This is a genomic window from Pseudomonas sp. RIT-PI-o (assembly GCF_001297215.1).
GTDB classification, from domain to species: domain Bacteria; phylum Pseudomonadota; class Gammaproteobacteria; order Pseudomonadales; family Pseudomonadaceae; genus Aquipseudomonas; species Aquipseudomonas moraviensis_A.
The window spans coordinates 14,727-32,768 of the sequence record NZ_LHPA01000040.1 but is presented as its reverse complement, the minus strand read 5'-3'; the positions used below and the strand labels follow the sequence as shown (position 1 = coordinate 32,768).

At 61.4% G+C, this 18,042-nt stretch carries 11 protein-coding genes, 1 tRNA gene and 1 pseudogene; 6 read left to right on the top strand and 7 right to left on the bottom strand.

Features of this window, described 5'->3' with window-relative positions:
- Window positions 1–2,384: pseudogene (locus tag AEQ63_RS28820) on the top strand (hypothetical protein); the annotation flags it as partial.
- Window positions 2,385–3,037: 653 nt separating this feature from the next.
- Window positions 3,038–3,397, top strand: coding sequence for a DUF6124 family protein (locus tag AEQ63_RS22305; RefSeq protein WP_064364801.1), 360 nt, complete (start codon window positions 3,038–3,040; stop codon window positions 3,395–3,397).
- Between the two features lie 191 nt (window positions 3,398–3,588).
- Here the strand turns inward: AEQ63_RS22305 and AEQ63_RS22300 are convergent.
- From AEQ63_RS22300 to fdnG, 7 genes are all read right to left on the bottom strand, one after another.
- Window positions 3,589–3,684 (bottom strand) — tRNA-Sec (locus tag AEQ63_RS22300).
- 6 nt (window positions 3,685–3,690) lie between these two features.
- Window positions 3,691–5,607, bottom strand: coding sequence for a selenocysteine-specific translation elongation factor (selB, locus tag AEQ63_RS22295; protein ID WP_064364799.1), 1,917 nt, complete (start codon window positions 5,605–5,607; stop codon window positions 3,691–3,693).
- Complete coding sequence (gene selA / locus AEQ63_RS22290) at window positions 5,604–7,016, bottom strand: L-seryl-tRNA(Sec) selenium transferase (protein WP_064364797.1); 1,413 nt, start codon at window positions 7,014–7,016, stop codon at window positions 5,604–5,606. The genes selB and selA overlap by 4 nt, the downstream gene beginning before the upstream one ends.
- Before the next feature lie 628 nt (window positions 7,017–7,644).
- Window positions 7,645–8,571, bottom strand: a complete 927-nt coding sequence (gene fdhE / locus AEQ63_RS22285; protein ID WP_064364795.1) for a formate dehydrogenase accessory protein FdhE — start codon at window positions 8,569–8,571, stop codon at window positions 7,645–7,647.
- A 3-nt stretch (window positions 8,572–8,574) separates the two neighbouring features.
- The gene (locus AEQ63_RS22280; RefSeq protein WP_064364793.1) at window positions 8,575–9,240 is read right to left on the bottom strand and encodes a formate dehydrogenase subunit gamma; all 666 of its coding nucleotides are present in this window, start codon (window positions 9,238–9,240) and stop codon (window positions 8,575–8,577) included.
- Window positions 9,237–10,172: a formate dehydrogenase subunit beta gene (gene fdxH / locus AEQ63_RS22275; RefSeq protein WP_064364792.1), complete on the bottom strand. Its 936-nt coding sequence runs from the start codon at window positions 10,170–10,172 to the stop codon at window positions 9,237–9,239. Before fdxH ends, AEQ63_RS22280 begins: the two co-directional genes overlap by 4 nt.
- Window positions 10,173–13,238, bottom strand: coding sequence for a formate dehydrogenase-N subunit alpha (gene fdnG / locus AEQ63_RS22270; RefSeq protein ID WP_152972406.1), 3,066 nt, complete (start codon window positions 13,236–13,238; stop codon window positions 10,173–10,175). It abuts the gene before it with no gap.
- Between the two features lie 318 nt (window positions 13,239–13,556).
- On the opposite strand from fdnG, the gene AEQ63_RS22260 reads away from it, so the two are divergent.
- The 4 genes from AEQ63_RS22260 (at window position 13,557) to AEQ63_RS22245 (ending at window position 17,862) form a co-directional block, all read left to right on the top strand.
- Window positions 13,557–14,711, top strand: coding sequence for a MalY/PatB family protein (locus tag AEQ63_RS22260; RefSeq protein ID WP_064364786.1), 1,155 nt, complete (start codon window positions 13,557–13,559; stop codon window positions 14,709–14,711).
- Between the two features lie 208 nt (window positions 14,712–14,919).
- Window positions 14,920–15,777 carry a glucose 1-dehydrogenase gene (locus AEQ63_RS22255; RefSeq protein ID WP_042610034.1) on the top strand — a complete coding sequence of 286 codons (858 nt, stop codon included), beginning with the start codon at window positions 14,920–14,922 and terminating at the stop codon, window positions 15,775–15,777.
- A gap of 87 nt (window positions 15,778–15,864) precedes the next feature.
- Entirely contained in the window at window positions 15,865–16,476 is a 612-nt protein-coding gene (locus AEQ63_RS22250) for a Yip1 family protein (protein WP_042610035.1), read from the top strand.
- Between the two features lie 42 nt (window positions 16,477–16,518).
- Window positions 16,519–17,862, top strand: coding sequence for a cation:proton antiporter (locus AEQ63_RS22245; protein ID WP_064364785.1), 1,344 nt, complete (start codon window positions 16,519–16,521; stop codon window positions 17,860–17,862).
- The last annotated feature ends 180 nt before the right edge of the window (window positions 17,863–18,042 follow it).

The window sequence follows — 18,042 nt, the reverse complement described above, 5'->3', positions numbered from 1 at the left end:
CGGATGGGAGGACCAGTTATGCCGAGCCGCTGGAGTTTCGTGTCGGCGTGGCGCTGGATCTGAAAGAGCCGAAAATCAAGCAAGCCCCGAACGACACCAGCCTCGACCCACTGGAGGCCCAGAACGCACTGACCTCCGTGATCAACTATGACGGCATGCTGGTCGGCGACAGGATTATCGTCCGCTTGACCGGCGCCCCCGGAACGCCGGCTGCCGGTTCGCACACCACCGAGCCATGGCCCGTCACCACCGTCGGCCTGCAGGAAATACCGCTGGCCGTCTCGGTGATCGCCTTCAACCTCGCCAAGTCCATCACGCTGGATTACACGGTTACGCGCAGCACCCAGGATCCGAAAGAGTCGCGGATTCGTGCGCTGGCGGTGTCGCCCATTGCGCAAAGCGATTTGCCCAAGCCGTTGATCGTGCAGGCCTCCGAACAAGGCGAAGGGCCGGAGTTGGACGTCAGTCAATTGACCACCAACGCCACCCTTCGCGCGAACAGTTATCCGCACATTGCGCTGAAACAATATGTCTGGCTGAAAGCGAAAGGGACATTGAAAGGCGGGGGCGACTACTTGAAAACCTTCTGGCAACCGCCGGGTTCGCAAACCAATGCGACGTGGATCGACCAGGGTTTTCACACCCACGACGGCTTTCCACTCCCCGACTTGCAAAGCCTGGAAGATGGCAGAGACTTGGAACTGGAGTTCAAGGCAGGTTTTGGTGGTACTCAGGTTGAGAGTGAGGCCGTTACGTTTGCCCTACGGGCTTACAGGATCAAGGCCTACGAAAACGTTGTGCCGACCCTCGGCTCGGTCAAAGGCTCACCCAGCGGGGATGAAATCCCTCACGGCGGCCTTACGGTGGAAACTGCCGTGACCCTGAGCGGCGTCGCGGCGAAAGGCCAGAAGGTCGAAATCTATGACGGCACGGTCTCCAAAGATCAGGCAACGGCACATGCCACAACCGGTGTCTGGACGCTGCTCGTCAGTGCCCTGGCTGTGGCAGCGCACAGCTTTACCGTCAAGGCTTTGTACGGCTCCGGCGCCGTGTCGGCAGCCAGAACACTGACCGTGACGGCGGTTGTCGTCCCTACGCTGAGCAACGTGCTTGACGACAAGAACGTTGAAATCCCCGAGGGACAAACTACCGTCAGCACCGCCCTGAAGCTCATAGGCACCGCGAGCAAGGGCCAGAGGGTCGAAATTTTTGAAGGAAACGGCTCGAACCACACCTCCAAAGGGGTGGCCACAGCCTCGACGACAACAGGCACATGGGAGTTGTCGATTACTGTTGCAGTGGGTGCCCGGAGGTTATACGCAGGATCGCTGTATACATCGTCCCCGCAATGGTCAAATGTGCGCACACTGACTGTGACGGCGGCTACCGCCCCAACGTTGACATCGGTCAAAGGCTCACCCAGCGGGGATGAAATCCCTCACGGCGGCCTTACGGTGGAAACTGCCGTGACCCTGAGCGGCGTCGCGGCGAAAGGCCAGAAGGTCGAAATCTTTGACGGCACGGTCTCCAAAGATCAGGCAACGGCACATGCCACAACCGGTGTCTGGACGCTGCTCGTCAGTGCCCTGGCTGTGGCTGCACACAGCTTTACCGCCAAGGCTTTGTATGGGAGCAACCCTGTGTCGGCAGCACGGACCTTTACCGTGGCAGTGGCGACGGCCCCGACCATAGCCTCTATCAAAGGCACTCTCAGCGGCAGGGAAATTCCGCAGGGCGGGACAACAGCCGAACTGGCGGTGACCCTCAGAGGCATAGCTGCCAAAGGACTAAAAGTCGAGGTTTTCGATCATGCAGTGTCCCAAGGTGAAGCAACCGCCGATGCTGCCACTGGTGAGTGGACCTTTAACGTAAATGGTCTAGGCAGGGTAGAACACAGTTTCAAAGTCAAAGCAGTATATGGAACGAGGCCAGAGTCAGCGCCTTGGAACTTCACAGTTCTAAAATCCATAACTCTTCCAACGGGGAAGCTGTTAATCGGCCAGTCTATAAGTACTGAAACGTGTAGGATTACGTTTTCGCATCAAAATCAAGTGAACTGTTATATAGACTGCGAGTATTGGAGAATCTTTCCGTATGTGCCCCACACGCCAGGATCAATTACATATCAACTCGACTTTATTGGCCAAACGACAGAACGAGTAAATCTCAAGGCCGAGGGGGGGAACATTATAGAGCCAACGACTATCACCTTTGCTTTTCTTAATTCATCCGGAGCAACGATGGGCACCATAAGTAAGATTATTAACAGGTGGTCGGAGTACCATTTAATTGATTCAGGAAGACTACTTGGGATTGCGTCGGTAAGGATAACTGTAACCGGCCAGATTTATATTACTGGCTGGGAGTTTGGCAAGGTGCCATAGCAGACTTTTTGCCCTCGCTTTCGAGTAATTGCGGAAATGCAGCCTACGTAAAACCCCAACCGAGTTTGAAGCTCGGCTGGGGAAAAAAGGGGACAGACTTATCTACCTTCAACTTTGGCCAAGGGTTGAAAGAGAGAGGTTTGAACGTGAATTGTCCGCTGACCGGAAATGCCCCTCTCGCGAGCGGGCTCGCTCCCAAAAAGAAAATGCACTTCCAATCTGTGAGTGGAATGCAGTTCAACTGTAGAAGCGAGCTTGCTCGCGAAGGGGCCAGTGAAGTCAGCGCAAACCGCCTTTTAAACTCAGGTGTTTAAAAGACACCTCCAGACACGCCTTCAAGGCTACAAATTCTTGCGCCATTGCCTACAGCTACGCCAGAATCCGCCGGCTTGTGCGCCTTGGGGGCGGGTTCTATTGTGGTGCGGTCGCTGACGAATCAGCGATCGGGTTTAGCGACCCGAGTCTATGTAGGCGCACCAGCGCTCCAAACTCAATTTGCAGACCCTCTTTCTGCAATTGATGTCATGGCGGCTGTGCGTGGGAGACCTTCGGGTCTGCCGGGCGCCTACACCCGGTTCGCTAACCTGCGTCCAGCCGCCACCCTTTCTTGTTTAGCGACAGGTTTTGGTGGCCTCACATGTAGGAACTTCACCATGATCAAACCAACACCCAATCCACCCGAAACCGACCCCACCTCCCCCTACGAATCCCTCGATTCCAAAAAACTCCACCAAGCCGCCGACCGCGCCCTCGATCACTACCTCTGCCCACCCGGCTCTACGCCACCACCCTTCAGCCCTCGCGCCATGTACGCGGTCACCGCCGACACCAAAAACGAAGACCTGCTGGCCAACGCTTGCGAAACCCTCGCCTCGGCCAAAACCATCGCCCAGGAATTCGCCGGGCTGGTCAAACCATCGCAGCGGCGGACGCTGATGGGCATCGCGCAGTTGATCATGCTCGGCGAATTGGCGGTGAATCGGGTGCTGGATAATCTGGAGTTGCCGCATTAGCGCTGCGCCACGAAGATCGTTCCCACGCTCTGCGTGGGAACGATCAACCAAGCCGCCGATCGCGCCCTCGATAAGTAAAGGGGCCAGACTACGTTTCTCCGGCATTCAGAATCAAAAGATCGCAGCCTTCGGCAGCTCCTACGAATCGGTGGAGGAGCTGCCGAAGGCTGCGATCTTTTGCTTTTGAAAACTGGCGGAAGGCAGCCGGAGTCGAACCTGCCCGGGAACGGATGCCGTCCCCAACCGGGTTTGAAGCCCGGCCGCGCCACCGGGCGCGATTGCCTTCCTTGAACTCATTGCGCGCCGGCGTGAGCCAGCGCGTTGTCGCGGCGGATCTGGCGGGATTCGCCGAGGCGACGGGTCAGGCCGAGTCGGTCGAAATACTCCAGATACTGAATGCAGCGTTTGCGTCCCAAGCCTAGCGCATCGCGGAAGGTTGTCACTTGGATCGACGGATTTTCTTCAGCGAGTTTCAGCAACAACGCCGCCATTTGCCGCACGGCGATGTCGCTGATGAACAGGTCGCGCACCACTTGGTGCATCAGCCCCAGCCGTGCCAGTTTGCGCAGCAGCAGGCGGACGCTGGCGTCATCTTCGCCGAGCATTTTCGCCGCGTCGCGCACCCACGGTGGGTCGAAACCGGCCTGTTCGAACAACGGCTGTAATTGCTGCCAGAGGATTTCGTCGTCGGCATTCAGGCGCACCTGATGATCGGGCAGATGCAACCACGGACCATTGGCGAGGATCGAGCCCGCGCTGAGCAATTCATCCAGCAAACTGACAAACGTCGAACGTTCCAGTGCCAGGGCGCTGAAGCGTCGCAGGCGATCGCGGTCAGGGCCCATTTGGTCGGGTTCTTGTTCGTGAAACCGCGCCAATTGTTCGAGCAAATTGAATTTCAACTGGCCCCAGCGCTGGACGTTGAACAGCAGCGGCCCTTGGCGGGTGTCGATCAGGCGGATGTTTTCCGCCAGCGTCCACTGCGCGCGCGGGCGATTGAACTGGCGTTCGAGGCGTCGCGGGTCGAGGCCGCCGGGGCTGTGGTTGAGCAGCGCTGGCAAGGCTTGTTCGAGACCGACGCTGAGGGCGAGGGTTTGCAGTTGCGCCAGACGTTCGGGGCTGCGGCGTTGGCGGGCCGGGGCGAACGGGTCGAGGACGACGCCGCCGCCCAGGGTGCGCTGGGCGCTGGCGTCGCGCAGGATCAATCGATCGCCCTTCACCGCGTGCACCGGCGCGTTGATCAGCAGTTGCGCGAACATGCGCTCGCCGGAACTCAGGCGCGGGCCTTGCAGCAAGGCGACGCGGGCGATGACGTCCTGGGTGCCGAGGTGCAGATGCACCGGGTGGAAGTGTTCGAAGGTGCGCTCGCCGGGCAACAGCTGAAATTCGATGTCGATGCGCTGGGTCGGGGCGTGCAGCCAGTCTGCCAGCAGCCATTGGCCACGGTGGATCTGCGCCAGCTCCAGACGATCGCCGCTGAGGTTCAACGCCACGCGTTGGCCGGCGAAGGCCCGTTCAGCAGTTTGGTTTTGCGCGTGCAGTCCACGGATGCGTACCGATTTGCCGGCAGGCGCCAGAACCAGTCTGTCGCCCACCGCGACAGTCCCCGACAGCGCCGTGCCCGTGACCACAATTCCCGCGCCAGCCACGCTGAACGCCCGATCAATCGCCAAACGAAACCCGCCCTCACAACTGCGCGCCAGAACGTCTTTTTGCGCGTGCAACAAAGCCGCGCGCAGTTCGTCGACACCCTGCCCGCTCACACTCGACACGGTAAAGATCGGCGCATCAGCAAAAGGCCCGGGCGCAAGCAGGTCGAGCACCTGACGCTGCACCTCTTCCACCCTGCCCGTCCCGGCCCGGTCGCATTTTGTGATCGCCACTAACGCGCGGGGAATGCCGAGCAGTTCGACGATCGCCAGATGCTCGCGGGTCTGCGGCATCACGCCGTCGTCCGCCGCGACCACCAGCAATACCAGATCAATGCCCTGCGCGCCGGCGAGCATGTTGTGGGTGAATTTCTCGTGGCCGGGGACGTCGATGAACCCGGTGAGGCCCGCGCCAGGTTCAAGTTCGGCATAGAGATAACCCAGGTCGATGGTCATGCCGCGTTCGCGCTCCTGCGGGCGGCGGTCGCCGGTCTGGCCGGTCAGCGCCTGCAACAGCGAGGTCTTGCCGTGGTCGATGTGCCCCGCCGTGCCGACGATCACCGGTCGACCTGCAATTGCGGCAACTGCGCCAGCCACGCCGGCTCATCGTCGAGCTGACGCAGATCGAGCCAAAGCGCATCGTCGTCGATACGCCCAAGCACCGGAATCGGCAACGCGCGCAATGCCGCTTCCAGATTCAACAGATAGCGCCCGCGCCAGCGCTTGGACACCTGCGGGCGGCAACACAGTGCCGCACTCGGCAGGCGCGCCACCGGTTGGCTGCCGCTGCCGATCATGCCCAGGGCCTCGACAGCGCTGACCTGCCAGACCGACCCCAGGATTTCAGCGAGCAAGGGCTGCAAACGTGACGCCTGAGCGCAGATGTCGGCCTGCGGACGGGTCAACAGGCGCAGACTCGGCAGACGTTCAGCGAGACGATCCGGATCGCGATACAAACCCAGCACCGCTTCCAGCGCGGCCAAGGTCAACTTGTCGACGCGCAGCGCACGCTTCAATGGGTTCTTCTTGATATTCGCGATCAGCTCTTTGCGCCCGACGATCAACCCGGCCTGCGGGCCGCCAAGCAATTTGTCGCCGCTGAAGGTGACGATATCCGCACCGTCCAGGAGCGCCTGGCGTACCGTCGGTTCTGCCGGCAAGCCCCAGCGGGTCAGGTCGAGCAGGCTGCCGCTACCCAGGTCCTCCAGCAATGGCAAGCCATGGGCGTGCGCCAACGCGGCCAGTTCAGCGGTGGGCACCCGCGCGGTGAAACCTTCGATGCTGTAATTGCTGGCATGCACGCGCATGATCAAACCGCTGCGCGGGCCAATGGCGGCCTCGTAGTCACGGGCGTGGGTGCGATTGGTGGTGCCGACTTCGTGCAGGCGCACGCCGGCGCGGGCCATGATGTCGGGGATGCGGAACGCGCCGCCGATCTCGATCAGTTCCCCGCGGGAGATGATGCCTTCCTTGCGCGCGCCGAGGCTGTTGAGGGTCAGCAGCACCGCGGCGGCATTGTTGTTGACCACGGTAACGGCCTCGGCACCGGTCAGTTCGCGGATCAGGCCTTCGATCAGATCATCGCGATCACCGCGTTTGCCGCTGGCCAGATCGAACTCCAGATTGAGCGGATAACGTGCGGCCATTTGCACCGCTTCGATGGCTTCGTCCGGCAACAAGGCGCGGCCGAGGTTGGTGTGCAGCACCGTGCCGGTGAGATTGAATACCCGGCGAACCTGACTGCGCTGCTGTTGCGCCAAGCGTTCGCCGACGCGGCCGGCGAGGACTTCGGCGCCGATTTCAACGGCGGACAATTGCCCGTTCAACACGCCAGGACGCAGCTCATCGAGCAACTGACGCAACCCCGTCAGCAACGAATCCCGGCCGTAACGCTCGGCCAACGGCGCGCACGCCGGGTGACGCAATAACCCGTCAATGGACGGCAACCGCAGGGCAACGCTGGAAGACATCAGCCACTCCTGATTCGACTGAAACAGCCCCTTGGGGAACAAGCTCCCTCCCACAAGGGTTTCAGAAGTGTAGACGCACTGTGGGAGTGAGCCTGCTCGCGAATGCGGTGTGTCAGTTAGTGTGGATGTGGCTGACCTGACGCCATCGCGAGCAGGCTCGCTCCCACATTGTTTTGTGGCGGCCTGCAGAATGAGTGCATGCAGCCAATCCCTGTGGGAGCGAGCTTGCTCGCGAAATCGGTGTGTCAGTGAGTGTGGATGTGACTGACCTGCTCGCGAAAACGGTTTGTCAGTTGGTGTGGAGGTGGCTGACCTGACGCCATCGCGAGCAGGCTCGCTCCCACAGGGGATTTGTGGCTGACCGGAATTTGTGGTCCGGCGCAACATCTGTGGGAGCTGGCAAGCCAGCTCCCACAGAGATTCGGGGTGGAATGAGGATAGTTGGTCTCCGTCAATCCCTGTAGGAGTGAGCCTGCTCGCGAAATCGGTGTGTCAGCTAGGGTGGATGTGGCTGACCTGACGCCTTCGCGAGCAGGCTCGCTCCTACGGGATTTGTGGCTGACCGGGCTTTGTGGTCCGGCACAACATCTGTGGGACCAGGCTTGAACTCCCACAGTTTCTGCACTCGTCATTCGTCTCCCGGCGCCAGCAGCAGATTGGGTGCCAGACGCTGATAACCGTCTTGGGCCAGACGCATGTCCAGCAGCAAACTGCCGAGATCCGCCGACAACGCCTCGGCTTCGGCGTCGTTCTCCAGATAAAGCAATTTCAGGTAGCTGTTGCAGCTCGGGCAGACTTCGGCGCGCAGTGGCGCCTGCTCGGCGCTGTGCCGGTCGTCTTCCTGGCTCAGGTACTCGAGGCCCTTGCTCTGCTCGCAATACACGCACTTGACCCGCACCACGTGCCATTCGCAGGCACACAGCGAACACACCAGATAACGCAAGCCGTTGTGCTTGCCGCGATGACGAATCACCCCGGCCATGGCCGGCGAACCGCAGGCCGGGCATTGGCTGAGGCTGTCGCCGGGTTTGAGTAGCAGATTCGGCACGCTGAGCAACCAGTGGCTCCACGCGGTTTGCAGGGCCGCGCCGAGAAACGGCACCAGCGCCGCCGGCACCAGCGAATACTGGCCGCTGACCAGCGCCACCGCCCACGCGCGCAACTGGCCGGGACTGGCGGCGCGCAGGCTGTCCAGCGCGTCGATGACCGCAGGCTGATCCGCGGGCGCGTAGCGCTGCAGCAAGGCGTCGAGCCACGGCTGCCAGGCCTCTTCGCGCACCAAGGTATCTGCCGCGAATGGTGGCAGACCGTGTTGCTGACAGGCTTCGAAACGCTGCGCATCAAACGGCGCGGTGAGCGGCGGATCGTCGAAGACCTGCTGCTGTGCCCGGCATAATCCGGCCATCAACCGCAGATAATCCGCCAAACCGTTGCCCTCGGCCAGACGCTCAAGGCGCTCAGCGCGCAGGGCAAACAGGTCACGCGGCGGCAGATACAGAAACGGCGGCGAACTGGCCGCCGCCTCGATTTCCCCAGGTTCAAGAATGCTTGGCAAAAGTCAGCCCTTTTTCGTCAGCGGTCGCTCGGGCAGGTCCCGAGGCTGTTCGTCGCGGGTCACCTCGCGGTACCACAGTTCATGGTGTTTTTTCGCCCACGGCCGGCTGACCCAGCCATGCAGCATGGCGTCGACCGACCCCTTGATCCACAAACCGGCGTAGATGTGCACGATGATGCTCAGCACCAGCACGAACCCGGCCAGCGCATGCAACAACATGGCCCAGCGGATCGTGGTGATGCCGAAATACGCACTGAACCACGCGCGCCAGATCACCAGCCCGGTGAACAGCAACGCGAGCATGCACAGCAGTAAAGTCCAGAACAGCAGCTTCTGCCCGGCGTTGTACTTGCCCACCGGCGGCACGCTTTCTTCGTCGTTGACCATCACCCGGTTGATCCGCCGCAGCCACCGGCGGTCATTGGCGATGAAGAAATTGCTGCGCCAGAAGCTGAACACCAGACCGAGGAACAGCACGAACATGGCGATGCCCATGTACGGGTGCAGGATCCGCGTCCAGGTGCCGCCGCCGAACAGATTACTCAGCCAGAACAGCGACGGATGAAACAACGCCAGCCCCGACAACCCGGCCAGGAAGAACAGGATCGCCACCAGCCAGTGATTCGTGCGCTGGTTGGCGCCGTAACGCAGGATCGTCTTGTTGCTCATGGCCGCTCCTCCCCGCGTGGATCGAAGGTGTGCACCGCCGGGTCGACCACGTGCACCGAGGTGTCAGGCGCTGGCGGCTGTTCATCTTCCTCGACACGATTCGGGCCGATGCGCACGTAGTGGAAGAACCCGGCCAGCACCGCCGCGCCCATCGCCAACAGACCGAGGGGTTTGCTGATGCCCTTCCACAAATCCACCAGCGGACTGATCGCCGGGTGATCCGGCAGGCCGGCATAGATTTTCGGCGTGTCGGCGTGGTGCAGCACATACATCACATGGGTGCCGCCGACCCCGGCTGGATCGTACAAACCAGCGTTTTCAAAACCACGGCTTTTCAGGTCGACGATGCGTTCAGCGGCGTGTTCCTTCATGTCTTCCTTGGTGCCGAAAACGATGGCGCCGGTCGGGCAGGTTTTCACGCAGGCCGGCTCCAGCCCCACCGCCACCCGGTCGGAACACAGCGTGCATTTGTAGGCCTTGTGATCTTTCTGTGAAATGCGCGGAATGTTGAACGGGCAACCGGTGATGCAATAGCCGCAACCGATGCAGTGATCCTGATCGAAATCGACGATGCCGTTGGCATGCTGGATGATCGCGCCGGGGCTCGGGCACGCGGCCAGACAACCGGGTTCGGCGCAGTGCATGCAGCCATCCTTGCGGATCAGCCATTCGAGGTTGCCGGCGTCGGTTTCGTGCTCGGTGAAGCGCATCAGCGTCCATGAGTCCGCCGTCAGGTCCTGCGGATTGTCGTAGGTGCCGTGGTTGTGACCGACTTCGTCGCGCAGCTCGTTCCATTCCGAGCAGGCGACCTGGCAAGCCTTGCAGCCGATGCATTTGGTGGTGTCGATCAGCTTGGCAACGCCCTGCTGGGTTCTCACCGACGGCGGCACCGTGGTAGTGGCCGAGCGGGCAATGATGTCTTGGCTGGCCATTTACAGTTTCTCCACGTTGACCAGGAATGACTTGGATTCCGGGGTCTGAGTGTTGCCATCGCCGAGGAACGGCACCAGGGTGTTGGTCAGGTAACCGTGGCGCGTCAGGCCGGTGAATCCCCAGTGCAGCGGGATGCCGATCTGATGCACGACCTGGCCGTTGACCTGCAGCGGCCGGATGCGTTTGGTCACCACCGCGACCGCTTCGATAAAGCCGCGTTTGCAGCTGACCCGCACGCGATCACCGGCAGCGATGCCCTTCTCGTTCGCCAGCACTTCGCCGATTTCCACGAACTGCTCGGGCTGGGCAATCGCGTTCAACTTGCAGTGCTTGCTCCAGAAGTGGAAATGTTCGGTGAGCCGGTAGCTGGTGCCGGCGTACGGGTAGTCCTTGGCCTCACCGAGGGTTTCCCAGACCGAATCGAAGATCCGCGCCGCCGGATTACTGGTGGCGTTCTTGTTCTGCGGATGCAGCGGGTTGATGCCAATCGGCGTCTCGAACGGCTCGTAGTGCTCGGGGAAAGGCCCTTCGTTCATCTTGTCGACGGCGAAGAACCGCGCCACGCCTTCGGGGTTCATGATGAACGGATTCATCCCGGCTTCCGGCGGCACGTCAGCCTTGTAGTCCGGCACGTCGGTGCCGGTCCAGGTCTTGCCGTTCCACCACACCAGACGCTTTTTCGGGTCCCATGGCTTGCCCGCCGGGTCCGACGAAGCGCGGTTGTAGAGAATCCGCCGATTGGCCGGCCACGCCCAGGCCCAGCCCTGATGCTGGTGCATGCCGAACGGATCGGCGTTATCGCGGCGGGCCATCTGGTTGCCAGCCTCGGTCCAGCTGCCGGCGAAGATCCAGCAACCAGACGCGGTGCTGCCATCGTCCTTGAGCAACCCGAAGCCGGCCAGTTGCGTGCCGGCCTTGACCGTGACGCCGCTGGCATCGGTGAAATCGCTGACGGCGGTGCCGTTGATTTCCCGCGCCAGTTCTTCCGGAGAAGGCTCGTCGGGGATCTTGTATGGCCACGACAGCTTGAGCAGCGGATCGGGAAACTTGCCGCCCTCGGTCTGATAACGCTGGCGCAGACGCAGGAACAGTTCGCTCATGATGCGGATGTCGGTCTGCGCTTCGCCGGGGCCGTCGGCGCCTTTCCAGTGCCATTGCAGCCAGCGGCTGCTGTTGACCAGCGAGCCATCCTCCTCGGCGAAACAGGTGGTCGGCAGGCGAATCACTTCGGTCTGGATTTCCTCGGTTTTGACGTCGTTGTACGGCCCGACGTTTTGCCAGAACTCCGAGGTTTCCGTGGCCAGCGGGTCCATCACCACCAGCCATTTGAGCTTGGCCAGTGCGCCCATCACCCGGTTCTTGTCCGGCAGTGCGGCGATCGGGTTGAAGCCCTGGCAGAAGTAGCCGTTGACCTTGCCCTGGCTCATCAGGTCGAACATTTTCAGCACGTCGTAGTTGGGGATGTCGAGCTTCGGCAAATGGTCGAACAGCCAGTTGTTCTCGGCGGTGGCGTTGGCACCGTACCAGGACTTCATCAGGCTGACGTGGAATTTGCTGTAGTTCTGCCAGTACGAGAGCTGCCCCGGTCTCAGCGGCACCTGCGTGCGTTTGAAGATGAACTGGCCGTAGTCCTGCTCGCTGTCGCTGGCCAGAGTGAGGTAGCCGGGCAAGGCGTTGGATAGCAGGCCGAGGTCGGTCAGGCCCTGAATGTTCGAATGCCCGCGCAAGGCATTGACTCCGCCGCCGGGCATGCCGACGTTGCCCAGCAACAGTTGCACCATCGCCGCGCTGCGGATGATCTGCGCGCCGATCGAGTGCTGCGTCCAGCCGAGCGCATAGAGAATCGTCATGGTCTTGCCCGGTGTCGAGCAGGTGGCGATTTCTTCCCAGATTTTCTGCATGGCGTCGACGGGCATGCCGCAGATCTGGCTCGCCAGATCGATGTTGTAGCGGCTGTAATGCTGCTTCATCAGCTGATAGACGCAGCGCGGGTCTTGCAGGGTCGGGTCGACGCGGACGAAACCGTCCTCGGCGAACTCGTAGCCCCAGCCGGACTTGTCGGTATAGCTGCGCTTCTTCGCGTCATAACCGCTGAACAAGCCGTCTTCGAAGCCATAGCCGGCCTTGACGATGAACGACACGTCGGTGTAGTTGCGCACGTATTCGTGCTGGATCTTGTCCTCGGTCAGCAGGTAATTGATCAACCCGCCCATAAAGGCAATGTCGGTGCCGGTGCGGATCGGCGCGTAATAGTCGGCCACCGAAGCAGTCCGGGTAAAACGCGGATCGACCACGATCAGCCGCGCGGCGTTATGCGCCTTGGCCTCGGTCACCCATTTGAAGCCGCACGGATGCGCTTCTGCTGCGTTGCCGCCCATCACCAGGATCAGATTCGCGTTGGCGATATCGGTCCAGGTATTGGTCATGGCGCCACGGCCGTACGTCGGGGCAAGACTTGCCACCGTCGGGCCGTGTCAGACACGCGCCTGGTTATCGAACCCCAGCAGGCCGAGGCTGCGAATCACCTTTTGGGTGATATAGCCGGCTTCATTGGACGCCGCCGACGCCGCGAGGAAACCGGTGGTCAGCCAGCGATTCACCGTTTGCCCGTCGGCATTTTTCTCGATGAAATTGGCGTCGCGGTCGGCCTTCATCAGGTCGGCGATACGATCAAGAGCTTCGTCCCAGCCGATGCGCGTCCATTCATTGCTGCCGGGCTTGCGCACCTGCGGGTACTGCAAGCGGCCGGGGCTGTGAATGAAGTCGAGCAGGCCCGCGCCTTTCGGGCACAGGGTGCCGCGATTGACCGGGTGGTCGGCGTCGCCTTCGATGTGAATGATGTTTTGCGCCACGTTCTTGCCGGCATCGCCCTGGCTGTACATGATCAAACCGCAACCGACCGAGCAATACGGGCAGGTGTTGCGGGTTTCACGGGTGTGGGCGAGCTTGAAGTGACGCACCTGCTCGGCGAAGGCCGCCGTCGGGGCCATGCCCAACGCGCCCAGGCTTGAGCCTGCAAGGCCGATACCGGCGACCTTGAAGAACTGACGACGGCTGAGATCCATCGTGCACTCCTGATCAGGTGGAACCCGGTACTTGCGCCGGGCTTTATCTGGACAATCACGATTGCGACGCCTTGGCGCCGACATTTTCACTGTAGACAAAGACCTTGCCGATTGTGTGAAAACCGACCGTCGGGAGTCTGGCCCGGATTTCCAGCCAGTACACAACCCCTGTGGGAGCGAGCCTGCTCGCGAAAGCGGTGGGTCATTCAACTCGATGCTGCCTGACCCGACGTAATTCGCGAGCAGGCTCGCTCCCACATAGATGGCGTTGCGCATAGAATGTCCGCCAGGACCAATCCCGCCTTGACGAGACCGCGCATGACTTTCGATTTTGATCAGCTGTTCGACCGCCACCACACCGGCAGCACCAAGTGGAGCCGCTACCCGGCCGATGTGTTGCCGATGTGGGTCGCTGATATGGATTTCGCCGCGCCACCGGTCATCATCGAAGCCTTGCAGCAGCGCCTGCTGCACCCGCTGCTCGGGTACAGCGTGGCGCAGGACAACCTGCGTGAAGCCATCGTCGCCGACCTCTGGAACAAGTACGCATGGCGGGTCAAACCGCAGGAACTGATTTTCCTGCCGGGCGTGGAGTCGGGCTTCAACATGGCGCTCAAGGCTCTTGTGCAGGCACAGCAGAATGTCGTCGTGCAAACGCCCAACTATCCGCCGCTGCGCCATGCGCCGGGCCATTGGGGTCTGAACAAGGTCGAGCTGGAATTCGACGCCCAAGCCGATGGCACTTACGCCACGCCGCTGGAATCTTTGCGTGACGCGCTCGAAGGCGGTGGCGCCCTGCTGCTGAGCAACCCGCACAACCCGATCGGCAAGGTCTTCGACCGCGCAGAATTGCAGGCAGTGGCGGACATTTGTGCAGCGCAGAACGCGTGGATCATCTCCGACGAAATCCACGCCGAACTGTGCTTCGACGGCCGCGTACACATTCCCACCGCGTCGCTGAGTCCGGAAATTTCCAAACGCACGATCACCCTGATGTCGGCGAGCAAGGCGTACAACATCGCCGGTCTCAAGACCTCGTTCATGATCATCCAGGACGCCGCCCTGCGCGAACGCGTTAACCACGCGCGCTGCGGCATGGTCGACAGCGTCAATCCGCTGGGCATGGAAGCCACCCGTGTCGCCTACAGCGAAGCCGGGCCGTGGCTCGCTGAAATGAAAACCTACCTGCAGGCCAACCGCGACTGGCTGGTGGACGCCGTGCGCACGCGCCTGCCGGGCGTGACCATTAATGTGCCACAGGGCACCTATCTGGCGTGGCTCGATTGCACGGCGCTGGACCTGCGGGATCCGCAGCGGTTCTTCCTTGAACAGGGCAAGGTCGGGTTGAGTGCCGGACTGGATTTTGGCGACGCTCATCAGCAGTTCGTACGCTTGAATTTCGGCTGCCCGCGGGCGTTGCTCGAAGAAGGGATTGCGCGGATGGAGCGGGCGCTGTCCAACCGCAATCTCTGAGCTCAAACAGATCCCCTGTAGGAGTGAGCCTGCTCGCGATAGCGGTTTGTCAGTCACCTATTCCTGGCTGACAGACCGCTTTCGCGAGCAGGCTCACTCCTACAAGGGGACCGGTGTTCAGCAGAAATCCAGCGCAAATCCGATCGAACTCAAGGCAAACCCGCCGGGTCAACCCGGAACACTGGCCTTGAAATCAGGAGACCCTGCGATGACTGACTATCCAAAACCACCCTTCCCGAAACAAGCCCAACCGGTACCCGGCTCGCAACGCAAAATGGAACCGTATCCAGACTGCGGTGAGCAAAGCTACGTCGGTTCCGGCCGCCTCGCCGGCAAGATCGCGCTGATCACTGGTGCCGACAGCGGCATTGGTCGCGCGGTGGCGATTGCCTTCGCCCGTGAAGGTGCCGACGTCGCCGTGGCGTACTTGAATGAACACGAGGACGCCAAGGAAACCGCACGCTGGGTCGAACAGGCCGGGCGTCAGTGCATCCTGCTGCCGGGCGACATTGCCGAGAAGGCTCAATGCCAGGCGCTGGTCGACCAGACCGTCGAGCGCTTCGGCCGTATCGACATACTGGTCAACAACGCCGCATTCCAGATGACCCACGAGAACTTCGAAGAAATCCCCGATGACGAATGGGTGATGACCTTCGACGTCAACATCACTGCCATGTTCCGGATCTGCCAGGCGGCGATCAAACACATGCGTCCCGGCTCGTCGATCATCAACACCAGCTCGGTCAACTCAGACATGCCCAAGCCGACCCTGCTGGCCTATGCCACCACCAAAGGCGCTATCGCCAACTTCACCGGCGGCCTGGCGCAAATGCTCGGGCCCAAGGAAATTCGCGTCAACAGCGTCGCGCCCGGCCCGATCTGGACACCGCTGATCGTCTCGACCATGCCCGATGAAGAAGTACAGAACTTCGGCGGCAGCACCCCGCTCGGCCGTCCTGGCCAACCAGTGGAAGTCGCACCGATCTACGTGCTGCTGGCCTCTGACGAGGCCAGCTACATCACCGGCCAGCGCTATGGCGTGACCGGCGGCAAACCGATGCTGTAACCGTGCAGCAGAAAAACTGAACCCGAGCGGCATGACATCCCTCCATACCTGTAAGCGCCTACGGGCCATCAGGAACAGGAGGTTGTCATGTCCGCCCCCCTCGTCAGACTCTTCACCCAACCCAACTTCGCCTGGACCGATATCCGCCGCGAAGAAGAAACCCATCCCCGCCATTACCTCGCCCATTTGCTGTTGCTCGCGTTGATACCGGCCGTGTGTCTGTTCATCGGCACGACCTATGTCGGCTGGAGCCTCGCCGTGGGTGAAAACGTGCGCCTGAGCACGGCCAGCGCCCTGCAATTGAGCGTGCTCCTGTACGTGACGATTGTTGCCGGCGTGGCGATCATGGGCGGCTTCATTCGCTGGATGTCGCGTTCATTCGATGCGCGCCCGACGCTGAATCAATGCATCGGTTTTGCGGCTTACACAGTGACGCCGTTTTTCATCGCCGGGATCGCCGGGCTGTACCCGAGTCGCTGGCTGGCGATTCTGGTGCTTGGCGCGGCTTCGATCTATTCGACGTTCCTGCTGTTCGTCGGCCTGCCGACGTTCATGCATGAGCGCAAGGAACAGGGCCTGTTGTATTCGGCGTGCGTGTGGGGCGTTGGCCTGCTGGTGCTGGTGACCATGCTGGTGTCGATGATCCTGCTGTGGTTCAACGTGCTCATCCCCGAGTACCTGCGCACGACCGTGAGCTGACCCGGTGCGCCTGTCCTTGAACACCCATTGCAGTGAGCGGTCATGAGTTTCGGCGTATGGGTTGCGGTGCTCGGCGCCGTGCTGCTGATGCTGGCCCTGACGTCGTCGTGGTTGCGCTGGATGCCGGTCACCACCTCAGCGGTGTGCCTGTTGCTGGGCATCGCCATCGGTCCGAGCGGTCTCGACCTGCTCAAACTGTCGCTGGAAGAATCGTCGTTGTGGATGGAGCACCTGACGGAAGTCGCGGTGCTCTTTTCCTTGTTTGTTTGCGGGCTGAAGCTGCGTTTGCCACTGACCAACAAAACCTGGCGCATTGCGTTCGGCCTGGCGGGTCCGGTGATGATCCTGACGATCATCGGCGTCTGCCTGTTGCTGCACTGGGGCCTGCAATTGGCATGGGGACCTTCGCTGCTGATCGGCGCGATGCTGGCGCCGACCGATCCGGTGCTCGCGGCGCTGGTGCAGGTCAACGATGCGCAGGACGTCGACAGCGTGCGTTTCGGCCTGTCCGGTGAGGCGGGTCTCAACGATGGCGTGGCCTTCCCTTTCGTGATTCTCGGCTTGCTGTTGCTCCATGGTGACGGCAGCGCCGGCGAGTGGCAGCACTGGGTGATCCGCAGTCTGTTGTGGGCGGTGCCGGCGGGTCTGCTCACCGGTTACTGGATGGGCCGCGGCATCGGCCGCATCGCGCTGTCACTGCGCATTCACAACGAGGACAGCACCCTCGGCCCCAACGATTACCTGACCCTCGCGCTGATCGCGCTGTCCTACGTGGTCGCCGATGCGATTGGCGGCTACGGCTTCCTTGCAGTGTTCGCCGCCGGCCTCGGCCTGCGTCAGGAAGAAGTGAAATCCACCGGCATTACCGAAGTACCGGCCGAACATCTGGTGCAGCCGGTGGTCGGCCATCAGAACGTCGAACCGGAGAACGCTGTGCATGGCGACACCGAACAGCTGGAAGACAGCCAGGTCGCGGCGGGGATCATGATGGGCGACATGCTCGCTTTTGGCAGTCTGGTCGAGCGGGCGATGGAGGTGTTTCTGGTGACCTTGCTCGGCGTCGTGCTGATTGCCCACTGGGACTGGCGGGCGCTGTGGATCGGCGCCGTGCTGTTTTGCCTGATCCGTCCGTTGAGCGTGGCGCTGATGCCGTGGGGCAAGCTGCTCAGCGGGCCGCAGCGTTTGTTGATCGGCTGGTTCGGCATACGTGGCATCGGCAGCCTGTTTTATCTGTTCTTCGCGCTGAACCATGGACTGGATTCCGACGTGGCCAAGGTCTGCACCGACCTCACCCTGTCGGTGGTGGCCTTGAGCATCCTGCTGCATGGCATCAGTACACAGCCGATGCTGGCGCGGTATGAGAGCTTGAAGCAACGAAAAAGCTGATTCTTCCGGCGCTGCGGTTTGCCGGAAATCATCGAAGATTTTTCTGCAAAAAAATGGATCGCCGAGCGCGCCCCAAGGGTCACAACTTTAACCGCGCCAATCATCCAGCGCGGCCCGGCAGGTTCGGTTCCCCTGCGGTGCATAGCCTGGTCAACGGAACCCCGACACAAACAAGGTTAC